This window comes from Mycobacterium sp. (genome assembly GCF_019247615.1).
GTDB lineage: Bacteria > Actinomycetota > Actinomycetes > Mycobacteriales > Mycobacteriaceae > Mycobacterium.
Map to the genome: position 1 here is coordinate 1 of NZ_JAFBAT010000258.1, position 15,467 is coordinate 15,467.

The 15,467-nt window shown below is 69.4% G+C and carries 16 protein-coding genes and 1 pseudogene; 12 read left to right on the plus strand and 5 right to left on the minus strand.

Features of this window, described 5'->3' with window-relative positions; translation table 11 throughout:
• Positions 1-176: pseudogene (locus JO059_RS17600) on the minus strand (amidohydrolase); the annotation flags it as partial.
• A gap of 140 nt (positions 177-316) precedes the next feature.
• On the opposite strand from JO059_RS17600, the gene fadD8 reads away from it, so the two are divergent.
• Positions 317-1,927 carry a fatty-acid--CoA ligase FadD8 gene (fadD8, locus tag JO059_RS17605; RefSeq protein ID WP_293320971.1) on the plus strand — a complete coding sequence of 537 codons (1,611 nt, stop codon included), beginning with the start codon at positions 317-319 and terminating at the stop codon, positions 1,925-1,927.
• A gap of 75 nt (positions 1,928-2,002) precedes the next feature.
• On the opposite strand, the gene JO059_RS17610 is transcribed toward fadD8, so the two are convergent.
• A complete protein-coding gene (locus tag JO059_RS17610; RefSeq protein ID WP_293320973.1) occupies positions 2,003-2,545 on the minus strand; it encodes a TetR/AcrR family transcriptional regulator in 543 nt (180 codons plus the stop codon).
• A gap of 77 nt (positions 2,546-2,622) precedes the next feature.
• Here JO059_RS17610 and JO059_RS17615 point away from each other — a divergent pair, with 77 nt between their 5' ends.
• From JO059_RS17615 to JO059_RS17665, 11 genes are all read left to right on the plus strand, one after another.
• Positions 2,623-3,501: an aldo/keto reductase gene (locus tag JO059_RS17615; RefSeq protein ID WP_293320975.1), complete on the plus strand. Its 879-nt coding sequence runs from the start codon at positions 2,623-2,625 to the stop codon at positions 3,499-3,501.
• 14 nt (positions 3,502-3,515) lie between these two features.
• Positions 3,516-3,977 (plus strand): nitroreductase family deazaflavin-dependent oxidoreductase, encoded by a 462-nt coding sequence (locus tag JO059_RS17620; RefSeq protein ID WP_293320977.1) that lies wholly within the window; start codon positions 3,516-3,518, stop codon positions 3,975-3,977.
• A gap of 5 nt (positions 3,978-3,982) precedes the next feature.
• On the plus strand, positions 3,983-4,885 hold the full coding sequence (locus JO059_RS17625; protein ID WP_293320979.1) for a 1,4-dihydroxy-2-naphthoyl-CoA synthase: 903 nt from the start codon (positions 3,983-3,985) through the stop codon (positions 4,883-4,885).
• Between the two features lie 63 nt (positions 4,886-4,948).
• Positions 4,949-5,833 carry an SDR family oxidoreductase gene (locus JO059_RS17630; protein ID WP_293320981.1) on the plus strand — a complete coding sequence of 295 codons (885 nt, stop codon included), beginning with the start codon at positions 4,949-4,951 and terminating at the stop codon, positions 5,831-5,833.
• Between the two features lie 40 nt (positions 5,834-5,873).
• Positions 5,874-6,515, plus strand: a complete 642-nt coding sequence (locus JO059_RS17635; RefSeq protein ID WP_293320983.1) for a maleylpyruvate isomerase family mycothiol-dependent enzyme — start codon at positions 5,874-5,876, stop codon at positions 6,513-6,515.
• A gap of 21 nt (positions 6,516-6,536) precedes the next feature.
• Complete coding sequence (locus JO059_RS17640) at positions 6,537-6,944, plus strand: VOC family protein (protein WP_293320985.1); 408 nt, start codon at positions 6,537-6,539, stop codon at positions 6,942-6,944.
• 97 nt (positions 6,945-7,041) lie between these two features.
• Entirely contained in the window at positions 7,042-8,289 is a 1,248-nt protein-coding gene (locus tag JO059_RS17645) for an inorganic phosphate transporter (protein ID WP_293320987.1), read from the plus strand.
• Positions 8,286-8,585, plus strand: a complete 300-nt coding sequence (locus JO059_RS17650) for a hypothetical protein (RefSeq protein WP_293320989.1) — start codon at positions 8,286-8,288, stop codon at positions 8,583-8,585. Before JO059_RS17645 ends, JO059_RS17650 begins: the two co-directional genes overlap by 4 nt.
• A 46-nt stretch (positions 8,586-8,631) precedes the next feature.
• Positions 8,632-8,934, plus strand: coding sequence for a DUF3349 domain-containing protein (locus JO059_RS17655; RefSeq protein ID WP_293320991.1), 303 nt, complete (start codon positions 8,632-8,634; stop codon positions 8,932-8,934).
• A gap of 68 nt (positions 8,935-9,002) precedes the next feature.
• Positions 9,003-10,100, plus strand: coding sequence for an o-succinylbenzoate--CoA ligase (gene menE / locus JO059_RS17660; protein WP_293321061.1), 1,098 nt, complete (start codon positions 9,003-9,005; stop codon positions 10,098-10,100).
• Between the two features lie 11 nt (positions 10,101-10,111).
• Positions 10,112-11,464: a hypothetical protein gene (locus JO059_RS17665; RefSeq protein ID WP_293320993.1), complete on the plus strand. Its 1,353-nt coding sequence runs from the start codon at positions 10,112-10,114 to the stop codon at positions 11,462-11,464.
• Between the two features lie 73 nt (positions 11,465-11,537).
• On the opposite strand, the gene JO059_RS17670 is transcribed toward JO059_RS17665, so the two are convergent.
• Genes JO059_RS17670 through JO059_RS17680 form a run of 3 tightly spaced genes read right to left on the minus strand, consistent with a single transcriptional unit; the run spans position 11,538 to position 15,195 of the window.
• Complete coding sequence (locus JO059_RS17670; RefSeq protein ID WP_293320995.1) at positions 11,538-12,200, minus strand: DUF2064 domain-containing protein; 663 nt, start codon at positions 12,198-12,200, stop codon at positions 11,538-11,540.
• A complete protein-coding gene (locus JO059_RS17675) occupies positions 12,197-12,853 on the minus strand; it encodes a glycosyltransferase family 2 protein (RefSeq protein ID WP_293321063.1) in 657 nt (218 codons plus the stop codon). The genes JO059_RS17670 and JO059_RS17675 overlap by 4 nt, the downstream gene beginning before the upstream one ends.
• 20 nt (positions 12,854-12,873) lie before the next feature.
• Positions 12,874-15,195, minus strand: a complete 2,322-nt coding sequence (locus JO059_RS17680; protein WP_293320997.1) for a hypothetical protein — start codon at positions 15,193-15,195, stop codon at positions 12,874-12,876.
• Positions 15,196-15,467 lie beyond the last annotated feature (272 nt).

The following is a 15,467-nucleotide window of genomic DNA, read 5'->3' on the forward strand; positions in this document are numbered from 1 at the left end:
ACACAACCGTCACCGACGTCGACGGTCTCGGTGCCGGGGCCGATGAGCGCGGCAACGTCGGACCGGTCGCCGACTGCAACAATCCGACCATCGGTGACGGCGAGCGCTTCGGCGGTGGGCCGCGCCTCGTCGACGGTCAATAGGGTCCCGGTGATGACGAGATCAGCATCGGCCATTTGTCGAACCTACAACGCCGCCGAGTGTGCGCCCCACGCACGAAAACTGCCTCGAATCCGTCCGTAGCCCCCACGCTCGCCGACAGTCGCCGTCTAGGGGGGCGACGCACCCGAATTGCAACACGTTCTAGTGTGGCCGCATGAGTGACGATCTGCTGCGCAACCCGACCCACAACGGCCACCTGCTGGTGGGCGCCCTCAAGCGCCACAAGAACAGGCCGGTGTTGTTCCTCGGCGACACCACGCTGACCGGTGGCCAGCTGGCCGAGCGCATCAGTCAATATGTCCAGGCGTTCGACGCGCTGGGGGCCGGCACGGGGGTCACGGTCGGCCTGCTGTCGCTCAACCGTCCAGAGGTCCTAATGATCCTCGGCGCCAGCCAGACCCAGGGCTATCGGCGCACCGCGCTGCACCCGCTCGGCTCGCTGGACGACCACGCCTACGTGCTGTCCGACGCCGGGGCCAGCTCGCTGATCATCGATCCCAACTCGATGTTCGTCGAGCGCGCGCTAGGGCTGCTGGAGAGGGTGGACTCGCTCAAGCAGATCCTCACCATCGGTCCGGTGCCGGAGGCCTTGAGCGGCATCAAGGGACAAGCCGTCGACCTGTCGGCCGAGGCGGCCAAGTACGAGCCGAAGCCGCTGGTGGTGGCCGACCTGCCGCCGAACCACATCGGCGGCCTGACGTACACCGGCGGCACGACGGGCAAGCCCAAGGGCGTGATCGGCACCACCGGGAACATCGCCGCGATGACGGCGATCCAGCTCGCGGAATGGGAATGGCCCGAGCACCCGCGGTTCCTGATGTGCACGCCGCTGTCGCACGCGGGCGCGGCGTTCTTCACCCCCACGGTGGTCAAGGGTGGCGAGATGGTGGTGCTCAGCAAGTTCGACCCGGCCGAGGTGTTGAAAACCATTGAGGAACGCCGCATTACGGCCACGATGCTGGTGCCTTCGATGCTCTACGCGCTGATGGACCACCCCGATTCGCACACCCGGGACCTGTCGTCGCTGGAGACCGTCTACTACGGCGCTTCGGCGATCAACCCGGTGCGGCTGGCCGAGGCGATCCGCCGGTTCGGCCCCATCTTCGCCCAGTACTACGGCCAATCCGAGGCGCCGATGGTCATCACCTACCTCGCCAAGGGCGACCACGACGAGAAGCGGCTGACCTCTTGTGGGCGCCCAACGCTTTTCGCGCGCGTCGCGCTGCTCGGCGAGGACGGCAAACCCGTGCCGCTGGGCGAGCCGGGCGAAATCTGTGTCAGCGGACCGCTATTGGCCGGCGGCTATTGGAATCTGCCGGACGAGACCGCCAAGACATTCCGGGACGGCTGGATGCATACCGGCGACATGGCCCGCGAGGACGAGGACGGCTTCTACTACATCGTCGACCGGGTCAAGGACATGATCGTCACGGGCGGGTTCAATGTGTTCCCCCGGGAGGTCGAGGACGTCGTCGCCGAGCATCCGGCCGTCGCGCAGGTTTGCGTGGTCGGGGCGCCGGACGAGAAGTGGGGCGAGGCCGTCACCGCGGTCGTGGTGCTGCGCGCCGATGCGGCCCGCGACGACGCCGCAATCGAGTCGATGACGGCCGAGATCCAGGCCGCGGTCAAAGAACGCAAGGGCTCGGTGCAGTCGCCCAAGCGGATCGTGGTCGTCGACGCGCTGCCGTTGACGGGGCTGGGCAAGCCGGACAAGAAGGCCGTGCGGGCGCAGTTCTGGGAGGGCGCGGGCCGCGCCGTGGGCTGAGTGCTTGCCTCGAGCGTGACGCTGCAGTCACGCTCGACGCCGAGCGTGACTGTGCCGTCACGTTCGGCGGGTGGGCTAACAAGAAACGCCCGCCACCAGCAGGTCGAGCATGCGGCCCGTCTGCCCCGGCGAACCGCTGACCAGAAAGATGCCGAGCAGGCTCGACACCACGTCCTCGGCCCGCACGTCGGCGCGCAGGCTGCCGTCGTCGGCGCCGGCCCGCAGGAACATGTCGACGGCGCCGACGATGCTGTCGCGCGTCTGGCTGGGCTCCATGGCGCCCGAGTCGAAGATCGCGTGCAGCGACTCGGCCATCCCGCGCTTGGCGGCCACGAAGCTCGCGTAGCGGTCCATCCAGCCCCGGAGGGCGATCCGGGGCGGATGCCGTTTGAGCAGCTTTGCGGCCGCGGCGGCCACCTCCGAGAGCTCGGCGCGGTAGATCGCCTCCACAAGCGCCTCCCGGCTCGGGAAATGCCGGTAGAGCGTCCCTATGCCGACGCCCGCGTCGCGGGCGATCGACTCGAGCGACACAGGTCGCCCCTCCGCGGCGGCGAACGCCGCGGTCGCCACCGCGAGGAGCTTCTCGCGGTTGCGGCGCGCATCCGACCGTTCAGCCAAAGCGGAGGCTCCTCCGGTTCTGCTATGCTGACATAAGCGGAGGGTCCTCCGCATTTCTCCATTATGACGGGAGCACCATGACGGACATCTCGAAGGTCGCCCGAGTCGGCCACGGCGCCATGCAACTGTTCGACGGCATCTCCGAAGAGGACGCCGTCGCGGTGCTGCGTCGCGCGGTCGAACTCGGCGTCAACCACATCGACACCGCGTCGTTTTACGGCCCCGGCGAGGTGAACCGCCGGATCCGCGCGGCGCTGGCCCCCTACCCCGACGACCTCGTCATTGTCAGCAAGGTCGGTGCGCGCTACACCGGCGAAGGGGCGATCCCCCTCGCCTCGGCGCAAAGACCCGCCGAGTTGCGCGCTGCCGTCGAGGACGATCTGCGTCAGCTCGGCCTCGAGCGCGTCCCCGTCGTCAATCTCCGGCGCATGGATCTGGGGCCCAGCGCGCAGCCCGAGGGTGACCAGATCATCGACCTCGACGACCAGCTCGCTGAGATGATCGCGCTGCGCGAGGAGGGCAAGATCGGCGCGATCGGCATCAGCAGCGTGCCGCTGGATGTCGTGCGGCGGGCGCAGCCCGCGGGGATCGTCTGCGTCCAGAACGCGTACAGCCTGCTCGACCGCTCGCAGGAAGAGACGCTCGACGCCTGCACCGCCGAAGGAATCGCCTGGGTGCCGTACTTCCCATTGGGATCGGCGTTCCCGGGAGCCCCCAAGGTCACCGACAATGCCGTCGTCGTCGATATCGCCGCCGACCTCGGCACCACCCCGGCTCAGGTCAGCTTGGCGTGGCTGTTGGCGCATGCACCGAACACGTTGCTGATCCCGGGCACCCGGTCGATCGCCCACCTCGAGGAGAACGTCGGTGCCGCGGCCGTCGCGCTCGGCGCCGACGCGATCGCGCGGCTGGACGCCGTCAGCCCGTCCTTGGGGGAGGCGCACACCGGCCACTGACTACTGTGGCAGGCGTGGGCAACAGCGAGCGTGTCCGGCCTCCGTGGTGGCTCAAGCCGGCCAACAAGGTCTTCATCCAGATGTCTCGGCTGGGAATGAGTTTCGGCGGCGAGAGTCCGGTGGTAATGACCGTGCGGGGACGCAAGTCCGGGCGTGACCGGTCGACGCCGGTGACGCCGATGACCGTGGACGGCGAGCGATACGTCGTCGGCGGCTTTCCGGGCGCGGACTGGGTCCGAAACGTCCGGGCCGCAGGCGAAGTCACGCTGACCCGCGGCCGCAAGCACGAACGCGTCCGGATGGTCGAGCTGTCGCCCGACGACGCGCGGCCGATACTGCGCGCCTTCCCGGCCGAGGTTCCCACCGGCGTCGGCTTCATGAAACGGGCGGGACTCATCACCGACGGTCGCCCCGAGGAATTCGAGGCGCTGGCCGGCTTGTGTGCCGTGTTCCGTTTCGCGCCGGTGGAAAGCTAATGTCGTTGAGTGACAACCCCTTTCAGCCAGATGCATGGCGCCGTGTCGACGGTTTCGGCGATCTGACCGACATCACCTACCACCGCCACGTCGAGGACGCCACCGTGCGGGTGGCCTTTGCCCGGCCGGAGGTGCGCAACGCGTTTCGGCCGCACACCGTCGACGAGTTGTACCGGGTGCTCGACCATGCCCGGATGTCCCCCGACGTGGGGGTAGTGCTGCTGACGGGCAATGGCCCGTCGCCGAAGGACGGCGGCTGGGCCTTCTGCTCCGGCGGAGACCAGCGCATCCGCGGCCGCTCGGGGTATCAGTACGCCTCCGGCGAGACGGCCGACACCGTCGACGCGGCCCGCGCCGGCCGGCTGCACATCCTCGAAGTTCAACGGCTGATCCGGTTCATGCCCAAGGTGGTCATCTGCCTGGTCAACGGGTGGGCAGCCGGGGGTGGACACAGCCTGCACGTGGTCTGCGACCTCACACTCGCCAGCCGCGAACACGCCCGCTTCAAGCAGACCGACGCCGACGTCGGCAGCTTCGACGGCGGTTACGGCAGCGCATATCTGGCCCGCCAGGTGGGCCAGAAGTTCGCCCGCGAAATCTTCTTCTTGGGCCGTACGTACACCGCCGAGCAGATGCACCGCATGGGGGCGGTCAACGAGGTGGTGGCGCACACGGAGCTGGAGCGGGCCGGGGTGCAATGGGCGGCGGAGATCAACGCGAAATCGCCTCAGGCACAAAGGATGTTGAAGTTCGCCTTCAATCTGCTCGACGACGGCCTGGTGGGTCAGCAGCTGTTCGCCGGTGAGGCCACCCGGCTGGCGTACATGACCGACGAGGCCGTCGAGGGCCGCGACGCGTTCCTGGAAAAGCGTCCGCCGGACTGGAGCCGTTTCCCGCGGTATTTCTAAGCGTCGCTGGCCCCGATCGCGAGGGTCGTGGCGCTGACGGTACCCCCACCTACACTCACCGGCGTGAGTAGAAGTCCGCTTCGCCGGTTGTCCGAACAGATCGCGTTGGCAAGCATGCGCCCGCCGATCTCACCGCAACTAATGCTGAACCGGCCCCCGATGAAACCCGTCGACCTCGACGGCAAGCGGATCCTGCTCACCGGAGCGTCGTCGGGCATCGGCGAGGCCGGCGCCGAACTGTTCGCCCGACACGGCGCAACCGTGGTCGCCGTGGCCCGCCGTCAGGATCTGCTGGACGCCGTCGCCGACCGGATCACGACGGCGGGCGGCACGGCAATCCCGATCGCCTGCGACCTTTCGCAGCTGGACGCCATCGACGCCCTGGTCGCCGACGTGGAACACCGTATCGGGGGCATCGACATCCTGGTCAACAACGCGGCGCGGTCGATCCGGCGCGGCCTCGCCGAATCGCTGGAACGCTGGCACGACGTCGAGCGGGTCATGGCGCTCAACTACTACGGGCCGCTGCGGCTGATCCGGGGGCTCGCGCCGGGAATGCTCGAGCGCGGCGACGGCCACATCATCAACGTCTCCACCTGGGGCGTGATGTCGGAGGCGTCGCCGATGTTCGGGGTGTACAACGCGTCGAAGGCCGCCCTGGGATCCATCAGCCGGGTCGTCGAAACCGAGTGGGGCCGTAAGGGTGTGCATTCGACGACGCTTTACTACCCGTTGGTGGCCACCCCGATGATCAAACCGACGAAGGCGTACGACGGGATGCCCGCTTTGAGCGCAGACGAAGCCGCCGAATGGATGGTCACGGCCGCGCGCACCCGGCCGGTGCGGATCGCGCCGCGGATGGCCGTCGCACTCAGCGCGTTGAACACCGTAGGCCCCCGGTGGGTCAACACCCTCATGCAGCGGCGCGCCGCCCACTTGGACCAATGAGACCGCTGAAGCCCATGAAACCCATGACCGCGGGAGGTCGGTGTCTGAAATCTGGTCAACGATTGCGGCCGAGCGCGGCGCCCTGGCCGACGACCTGGCCGGCCTCACGCCAACGCAGTGGGATACGCCGTCGCTGTGCGCGGGGTGGACGGTCCGCGACATCGTCGCGCACCTTTCGGCGACCGCCTCGCTGAACCCCGCCACATTCTTCGCCGGGATGCTCAAGTCCGGCTTCAACTTCGACAGATTCGCCAACGGGCAGATCGCGAAGCACCGGGGCGCCGGCCCGGACGCCACCCTGGCAGAGTTCCGGAGGCTGCAGAACTCCACCTCCGCACCCCCCGGCCCCAAGACGTCGTGGCTTGGGGAGGTGGTGATCCACGGCGCCGACGTCCGTCGTCCGCTGGGCATCCAGCACAGCTACCCGCCGGACGCTGTTCGCCAGGTCCTCGACTTCTACAAGAGCTCCAACATGCTCATCGGCTCCAAGAAACGAATCGCCGGGCTGGAGCTGTCGGCCACCGATGACGACTGGCGGTACGGGGAGGGCGACACCAACGCCCGAGTCGAGGGCCCCATGTTGTCGCTGCTCCTCGCCATGACCGGCCGGTCCGCCGCCTGTGACGATCTCACCGGCCCCGGCGTCGCGACGCTTCGCAGCCGATGCGCTCCGACGCCGTAGAGACGTGATAGACACGACGCCATGGAGATCCTGGCCAGCCGGATGCTTCTCCGGCCGGCGGACTATCAGCGTTCACTGAGCTTCTACCGCGATCAGATCGGCCTGGCGATCGCCCGCGAATATGGGGCCGGCACAGTGTTTTTCGCGGGCCAATCCCTGCTGGAGCTGGCCGGGTACGGTTCCCCGGACCACTCGCGGGGACCCTTTCCCGGTGCGCTGTGGCTGCAGGTCCGCGACATCGCAGCAACTCAGGCCGAGCTCGCCGACCGTGGCGTGTCGATCGCCCGCGAAGCGCGCCGCGAACCGTGGGGCCTGCACGAGATGCACGTCATCGATCCGGACGGGATCACGCTGATCTTCGTCGAGATCCCGGGGGACCACCCGCTACGCCGCGATACCCGCGGCGACGCCGGGGAAACAAAAGGTTAACTACAGACCAACTTCTGTCGACAAGTCGAGGTATACCTGCGTTTCCGCAGTCACAGCATTCGACAATTCAATCCCACAGCTACGAGAATCATTCGCTGTGAACATCGACTTGTTCCTCCTAGTCATCGTCGTAATCACGGCACTCGCTTTCGATTTCACCAACGGCTTCCACGACACCGGCAACGCGATGGCGACCTCCATCGCCAGCGGCGCGCTGGCACCCAAGGCGGCCGTCGCACTGTCCGCGGTGCTCAACCTGATCGGCGCCTTCATGTCCACCGCCGTCGCGGCGACCATCGCCAAGGGCCTGATCGACGGGCATATCGTGACGCTGGAACTGGTGTTCGCCGGCCTGGTCGGCGGCATCGTCTGGAACCTGATGACCTGGCTGCTGGGCATCCCGTCGAGCTCCTCGCACGCGCTGATCGGCGGCATCGTCGGCGCCACGCTGGCAGCGGTGGGCGCGCACGGTGTGCTCTGGAAGGGCCTGGTGTCCCACGTGCTGATCCCGGCCGTTGTCGCCGCGATCCTGGCGATCGTCGTCGGCGCGATCGCGACCTGGCTGGTGTACCGGATCACCCGCGGTATCGCGACCGACCGCACCGAGGCCGGGTTCCGCTACGGCCAGTGGGGCTCGGCGTCGCTGGTCTCCCTGGCCCACGGCACCGGCGACGCGCAGAAGACCATGGGCATCATCTTCCTCGGGCTCATGTCCTACGGGGCGGTCAGCAAGACCGCCGCGTCGCCGCCGCTGTGGGTCATCGTGTGTTGTGCCCTGGCGATGGCGGCGGGCACCTACCTGGGCGGCTGGCGCATCATCCGCACCCTGGGTAAGGGTTTGGTCGAGATCAAGTCGCCGCAGGGCATGGCCGCCGAATCCTCGTCGGCCGCAGTCATTCTGCTGTCCACCCACTTCGGCTACGCGTTGTCGACGACGCAGGTCTGCACGGGTTCGGTGCTCGGCAGCGGGCTGGGCAAGCCCGGCGGCGAGGTGCGCTGGGGCGTGGCCGGCCGGATGGTGGTCGCGTGGCTGATAACGCTTCCGTCGGCAGGGTTGGTCGGGGCGGTCACCTACTGGATCGTGCATGAAATCGGGGGCTACCCCGGCGCGGTCATCGGGTTCGGGCTGCTGGTCGCGGTCTCCACCGTTATCTACATCCGCTCCCGCAGGGTCAAGGTCGACCACAAGAACGTCAATGCCGAATGGGAAGGCAGCCTCACCGCCGGTCTCGAAGGCGAAGACCACAAGCCCTCGGACCCGGGGCCCAGGGTGGGCGCCGGGGCGCCGCCGGGATCCGGCTCCGGATCCGGTGACGCCAGCGTGACCGCGGGGAACCAGTCATGAGCCACTTCACCGACTGGTTCAATTACGAGGCCTCCCTGAAGATCTTGGTGTTTTCCATGGTGGCTGGCGCGGCCTTGCCCGGACTGTTTGCGCTCGGGCTCCGGTTCCACGCAGTCGGGGCGGGGCAGGTCACCACGGACGGCAGCCCACCGCATAGGAATCCCGTGCTGCTGGCGATCGCCTGGGCGATCTACGCGCTGGTCATTGCGGTGATCCTGTTCGCGCTGCTGTACATCTCGCGCGACTTCATCGCGCACCAGACCGGGCAGCCGTTCCTGGGGGCAAAACCCAAGTAGGATCGAATCGTTGTCCGCCCGGCCGATCTTACGGGGGGAGATACCAGTGAACGGGTTTCTCAGTTCCATCGTCTCGTGGATACGCGCGGGCTATCCCGAGGGCATACCGCCGACCGACACCTTCCCGGTTCTCGCCCTGCTGACCCGCCGGTTGAGCAACGACGAGGTCAAGGCCGTGGCGCACGCGCTGATGCAGCGCGGCGATTTCGACCACGTCGACATCGGCGTGTTGATCACCCAGATCACCGACGAGCTGCCCTCGCCGCAAGACGTCGACCGGGTACGCGAGCGATTGGCGGCCAAGGGCTGGCCGTTCGACCAGCCACGCGACGCCCAGGACTCCGCGTAGCCGTCCTGCGCACCCTCGGCGTCGCATCCGGTTCGGCCGCCCGGTCGCTGATGCCCGCCCTGGAAGAGGTGCTGGCCGGCCGCGATCCCGCGCTGGTCGTCGTACCGTCCGACGGGGACAACGCAGCCGAGCTGCGCGCGTTACGCGTGGGTGAAGCGATCGACGACGACGTCGCGTTGGTGGTGACGACGTCGGGAACGACCGGCGCCCCCAAGGGCGCCTTATTGACCGCCGCCGCCCTGATGGCGAGCGCGTCGGCCACCCACGCCCGTCTCGGGGGACCGGGCAGTTGGCTGCTGGCCTTGCCGCCGTATCACATCGCCGGCCTGCAGGTGCTGGTGCGCAGCGTGCTCGCCGGTTCGGCTCCCGTCGAGCTGAATGTCTCGGACGGGTTTGACGTTGCCCAATTGCCCGGCGCGGTAAGGAGCTTGGGTTCCGGCCGGAGATACACGTCGCTGGTCGCGCCGCAGTTGGCCAAGGCGCTCACCGATCCGGCCGCGGCGGTCGCGCTCGGCGAACTGGACGCCGTGCTGCTCGGCGGAGGGCCCGCTCCACGACCGGTTCTCGATGCTGCGATCGCGGCGGGCATTCCGGTGGTCCGCACCTATGGGATGAGCGAGACCGCGGGCGGCTGCGTTTACGACGGCGTCCCGCTCGACGGGGTGGCGCTGCGGCTGGCCGATGGCGGACGGGTCATCATCGGTGGCGCCACGCTGGCCAAGGGTTACCGCAACCCGGTCGTTCCCGACCCGTTCGCGGAGCCCGGGTGGTTCCGCACGGACGACGTCGGCACCGTCGACGAGGCGGGCGTGCTGGCGGTGCTCGGACGAGCGGACGACGCGATCAGCACCGGCGGGCTGACCGTGCTGCCGCAGCCGGTCGAGGCCGCGCTGTGCACCCACCCCGCCGTCAGTGACTGCGCGGTCTTCGGGCTTGCCGACGATCGGCTGGGTCAGCGGGTGGTCGCCGCGATCGTGGTGAAAGACGGTTGCGAACCGCCGACGTTAGAGGCGCTGCGCGCCGAGGTTGCCCGCACGTTGAACGCCACCGCCGCGCCGCGCGAACTGCACATCGTCGACGCGCTGCCGCGGCGCGGCATCGGCAAGATCGATCGTGCGGCGTTGGCTCGCCGGTTCGGCGACCCGAATGCGCGGTCGGATCAATAGGCTGGTCGATCGTGAGGATTGCCCGACGCGAGGGATTGGCGGTCGCGATCGGGGCCGGCCTGGTGGCCGCGGCGTTCGTGCTGCCGCATGTGAACGTGGGCGTCAGGCCGCGGCTCGACCTCGGTCCTGAACCGCTCGCCACGCACGCCGATTCCGCGCCGATCTTCGGGACCTGGGAGGTCCACGCCAGCTGGGGAACCGTGCCGGCCATCCTCATCGCGGTGGCCGCCGTTGTCTGGGGACCGACCGTCGCACAACGTGTTTCATGGCGATCATTGACGCTGGGCGTCTGGGCCACCGCCTGCGGTTGGGCGTTTGCGCTGGCGATGATCGACGGCTGGCAACGGGGCTTCGCCGGACGATTGACCACCCGCGACGAGTACGTGTGGCAGGTGCCGTCGGTCACCGACATCCCGGCCGCGCTGCGCACATTCTCGAGCCGGATCGTCGACTACCAGCCAAACTCCTGGACCACGCACGTCTCGGGTCATCCGCCGGGCGCGCTCTTGACGTTCGTCTGGCTGGACCGGATCGGTCTGCACGGCGGTGCCTGGGCCGGGCTGCTGTGCCTGCTGGCGGGATCGAGCGCGGCGGCTGCTGTGGTAATCGGCGTGCGGGCGCTCGCCGACGAGCGGACCGCCCGGCGGGCCGCGCCGTTCGTCGCGGTGGCGCCCACCGCGATCTGGGTGGCCGTGTCGGCCGACGGATACTTCGCCGGCGTCGCGGCGTGGGGGCTTGCGCTGTTGGCCGTGGCGGTGCACCGCCCGGTCCGGTTCCCCGCGCTGGTTGCCGCCGGCGCCGGACTGCTGCTGGGCTGGGCCGTCTTCCTCAGTTACGGCCTGATACTGCTGGGCCTGCCGGCGGGGGCCGTGCTGGTGTCGGCTTCGGGCTGGCGACCTGCGCTGCGCGCCCTCGGCCCGGCGACCGCCGCCGCGGTGGCCGTGGCGTTGCCCTTCGCGCTTGCGGGCTTCTCCTGGTTCGACGGCTATACCCTTGTGCAGCGGCGCTATTGGCAGGGAATCGCCAAGGACCGGCCGTTCCAGTATTGGAGCTGGGCGAACCTCGCGTGCGTGGTGTGCGCGATCGGGTTGGGCAGCGTGGCCGGAATCGGCCGCGTCTTCGACCGGGCCGCCATCCGCCGTCGCTCCGGTTTACATCTGCTGCTGTTGGCCATGCTGGCCGCCATCGCATGCGCCGACCTGAGCATGCTGAGCAAGGCCGAGGTCGAACGGATCTGGCTGCCGTTCAGCGTTTGGCTCACCGCCGCGCCGGCGCTCTTGCCGGTGCGCTCACACCGGGTGTTGCTGGCGCTCAACGCCGCCGGCGCGCTGCTGGTCAACACCGTCATCCTCACCCATTGGTAGCCAGCGCCTGTGTGCGCGTACTCGGGCACCTTGTCTGCAGATTTACCGGGTCGGCGGAAATCGGCTCAGACAGTCAAAGACCAGCCGCGCGAGTCACCCGCGCGAAGCGACTGGCGGGTCCACACGCGTCGCGCACCGCAGCCAGGTCGTCGAGGACGTCGAAGTCGGCCAGGCGTTGCACCGTACCGACGGCAATGCCATTGCCCCGCAAGGCCTTCAGTGTCCACTCCCCCGTGTCGGGTCGAGACATCGGCACGGTGCGCAGGCATTCGGCCATCGTCGGCGCCCGCACTCCGAGGACCCACCAGCCGCCGTCACAGGCCAGGCCGAGAACCGCCGGCGCGTCGAGCAGCTTGCGCGCGCAGCCGGTCAGCAGTTCGGCGGTCACCTGCGGGGTGTCCATTCCGATTTGCAGCACCGGGTATCCGTCAGCCGCGTCGGCGTGCGCGTTGGCGAGCCGGTCGCCGAAGGTGTCACCGCGCTGCGGAATGACGGTGAAGGATGCCAGCCGTCGCCGGATCTCGGGGGCGCCCGCCGCGGCGCCCAGGTCGCCGGTGAGGGCCACCACCCGGCCGGCCACAGGCGCGGCGGCCACGGCGTCGAGGGTATCCAGCAGCGCCGCGGCGGCGATGTCGGCGGCGAGTGGGCCGCCTATGGCTGCGGCGAGCCGGGTCTTGGCCTTGCCGGGTTCCGGCGCTTTGGCGACCACCAGCAGCGTCACCGGCAGGACGCTCACGAGATCACCTTCCAGAAGTCCAGGATCGCGGTGATGCTGCCCCGCAGCGAGCCGCTGACCTTCGACCTGCCGCCCGTGCGGGGCCCGTAGCTGACGTCGAGCTCGACCACGCGCCAGCCGGCGGCCGCAGCGCGGACCAGGAGTTCGAGCGGATATCCCGAGCGCCTGTCCGTGACACCCAGATCGAGCAGCGCGTCCCTGCGGGCCACCCGCATCGGCGCGATGTCGTGCACCGGAAGGCCGTGGCGGGTACGCAGCCGCCAGCTCATCACCACGGTGCCGACCCGGGCGACCCAGGGCCAGCGCAGCCCCGGCACCGGCCGGCGCCGGCCGACCACCAGGTCAGCTCCCTGCGCGAGCTCGCCGACCAACCGGGGCAGGTCAGCGGGATCCATCGAGCCGTCGGCGTCGATGACCGCCACGATCGGGGTGGTCGCAGCCAGCACACCCGCGTGCACTGCCGCGCCGTATCCGGCCCGCGGTTCCACGACCACCCGGGCGCCGTGCCGGGTGGCGACCCGCGCGGTGCCGTCCGTGCTGTTGTTGTCGACGACCAGCGCCCGGTAGCCGGTGGGAATGGCGGCCAGCACCGCCGGCAGCGACTCCTCTTCGTCGAGACAGGGCAGGACCACCGTTACCGCGTCGTCGGTCATGTCTCGGGAGGCGATCACGTTCAGTGATGCTGGGTGATGATGGGCGGCTTCGGGAGGGCCGTCGTCTGTGGCACCTGCTGCGGCGGGGGCTTGGGAGCCGTGGTTGTCGGCTGAGGGGGCGGCGTGGTCGGCACGGCGGTGTGTGGGGTCGTAGGCGGCGGAGTCGTCGGCACGGACGTCGGCGGTGTCGTCGGCGGCGGCGTCGTGGTCGGCGGGGGAGTCGTCGTCGGAGGCGTGGTAGGCGGTGTCGTCGTTGGCGGCGTGGTAGTCGTCGTTGGCGGCGTGGTCGTCGTTGTTGGCGGCGTGGTCGTCGTCGGCGGCGTCGTGGATGTGGTCGTCGTGGTCGGCGGCGTGGTCGTCGTCGGCGGCGGAGTCGTGGATGTCGTCGGAGGCGTTGTGGGGGTGGTTGGCGGCACATACGGTGGCCGCCAGCCCGGATACGGGACGGGGATCGGCCCGTTCGGGGCGGGCACGAAACCGGGAACGCCGCCCGGAGCCGGGTTGACCGGCGCGGAACCACCGCTTTGCGAAATCAGCTGCGGGGGAATGAAGCCGTTGGCGTCGGGGATGATGCCGCCCTGGAACCCCGCGTTCGGCGCGTCGGGCGGGGGCGGCGGCACGGGCGCCTGCTGCTGGTTCGGCAACAACGGCATGAATTTACCCGGCGCGGCGTTCTGGCGTCCGATCACCGGCTCTTGACTCGAGGCCGGCCGAACGGCGATCGCGACCGCGGCGGCCAGCGTCGCGAATCCGATGACGGCGAAGGCGATCACGGCGTTGCCGACCAGCAACGAACGCCGGCTGAGCCGCCCTCGCCCGCCTTCGGCCCCGTCGACGTCACCGTCATCGCCGAATTCCGGGCCGTACCCGTCCAGGTCGCCGGCGAGCGGTTCCTCATCGGCCTCTGAGTAGGCCAATTGCGATTCCGCTGGAGCCGCCTCGGCCGCGGGGGCGAACGCGGTCTCATCCCCGGCGGCGGGCATGATCGCCGTCGGGGCCGACGGTACGAACGGGGGTTGGGGAGTCGTGGGCGCCAACCCCGCCGCCATCGCCGCGCCCCGTGCGATCCCAAACTCCGGACGGTCCAGGACCTCCACCCGCAACGGCGACCGGGCACGCAGCTGATCGGCGACATTCGCCAGGTCGGCCGAGGCGCCCATGACATATGCGGCGCTGACCGCGAATGGCGCGGACCGCAGCCACTGCAGCAACATGTCGACGGCCGCGGTGGCCGGGTCCGCGCCGGCCGGCCCCGCCGAAGTCAGCACGCTCGCCAGCGACCCGCCGACACCGAGCGCCAGCAATGTCGCCGCCTCGGCGGTCACCACGAGCGAGACAGCACCGGGTTGCACGGCCCCGCGCGAGACGGTCTGCACCAGCGCCGTCGCAGCGTCCGCCTCGGAAACCAGCCCGACGTCGTGGATTCCGGCGTCTGCCAACGCCTTGCGAAGCCCTTCTGCTTGTGCGCGGTCGGGCGAGTACACCCGGGCGGCGACCAAATGGCGCCCCTCGGCCGCCAAAGCCTGCTGGGTTTCGGCCACGGTCTGAATCAACGTTTCGAACGGGTGCGTCGTCAGGTCGACCACCAAGTGCTTGATCGCCGCGTAACCGCCGCCGGCCGCACCGATGAGCGCCAAGCGCGCGACGGAACCGGCGACCGCGATGCCGAGGACGACATCCATCGCGCCCAGCCGTCGCGAACCCAGGGCCACCGGCCCGGTCGCCGCCTCGTCGTCGTCTTCGGGCTCGGTCGCCCATTCCATCGGAAGCAGGTCGGAGTCGCCGGCCATGGAGTATGCCAACTCCGGGCCCACCTGACCGCTGGACCCGACCGCGGGGGCCATCGCCGTCGCGTCTTGACCGGGCGCCACCGCGGGGGCCATCGCCGTCGCGTCTTGACCGAGCGCCACCGCGGGGGCCATCGCCGTCGCGTCTGCCGAGAGCCCCGCCGCCATGGCCGCGCCGCGGGCAAGCGCCGCGGTGGGGTCGTCATCGTCGCGTGCGGGCATGCTCGAGGTGGCGCTTTCCGCCGCCGACAGCGCCATGGTGGCCTGCGACTCCGACAGCACCGCGACGTTCTGCACGCCCGAGCCTTCCAATGCCCGCCGCAGGCGCTCGGCTCCCTGCCGATCACGCCAGCACAGTCGCGTGGCCAGCAGCCGGTGGTTATCGGCGGCCAACAGCCGATTCGTCCCAGCCACGGTCTGGGTCAGTGTCTCGATCGGGTTGTCGGCGAGGTCGACAACAGACTCGTCGATCACGGTGGCCCCCCGTGCGCCCGGCCCAACCAGCGCCACGCGCGCGCGGGGACCCGCGATCGCCACCCCCACAACGACGTCCATCCCGGCTCTCCTTCGGCTGGCTACCCCAATACCAGCATCTCCCGGCATCATGACATTGCGATACCGTCGTAAGAAACAGTCATCCGAGCGACGACACCCCGAGCCACTGCCGCGTCGTCCCAACGGGGATTATGTTTCCAAGTAAGCAACGCACCCGGCCCGGCAGGCGGTTCCCCGCCTCGCAATCCACGTTGCAGCCGCCAGCGACCGTCCTCGATCCCCGGGGGGAACCGTGACCCAGAGCAGCGACGACGCGCCAACCGGTCCCATCC

Coding starts and splice junctions, on each gene's coding strand:
- fadD8 (WP_293320971.1), top strand. CDS start 317: ATGAGTGACGATCTGCTGCGCAACCCGACCCACAACGGCCACCTGCTG.
- JO059_RS17615 (WP_293320975.1), top strand. CDS start 2,623: ATGACGGACATCTCGAAGGTCGCCCGAGTCGGCCACGGCGCCATGCAA.
- JO059_RS17640 (WP_293320985.1), top strand. CDS start 6,537: ATGGAGATCCTGGCCAGCCGGATGCTTCTCCGGCCGGCGGACTATCAG.
- JO059_RS17650 (WP_293320989.1), top strand. CDS start 8,286: ATGAGCCACTTCACCGACTGGTTCAATTACGAGGCCTCCCTGAAGATC.
- JO059_RS17675 (WP_293321063.1), bottom strand. CDS start 12,853: ATGACCGACGACGCGGTAACGGTGGTCCTGCCCTGTCTCGACGAAGAG.
- JO059_RS17680 (WP_293320997.1), bottom strand. CDS start 15,195: ATGGACGTCGTTGTGGGGGTGGCGATCGCGGGTCCCCGCGCGCGCGTG.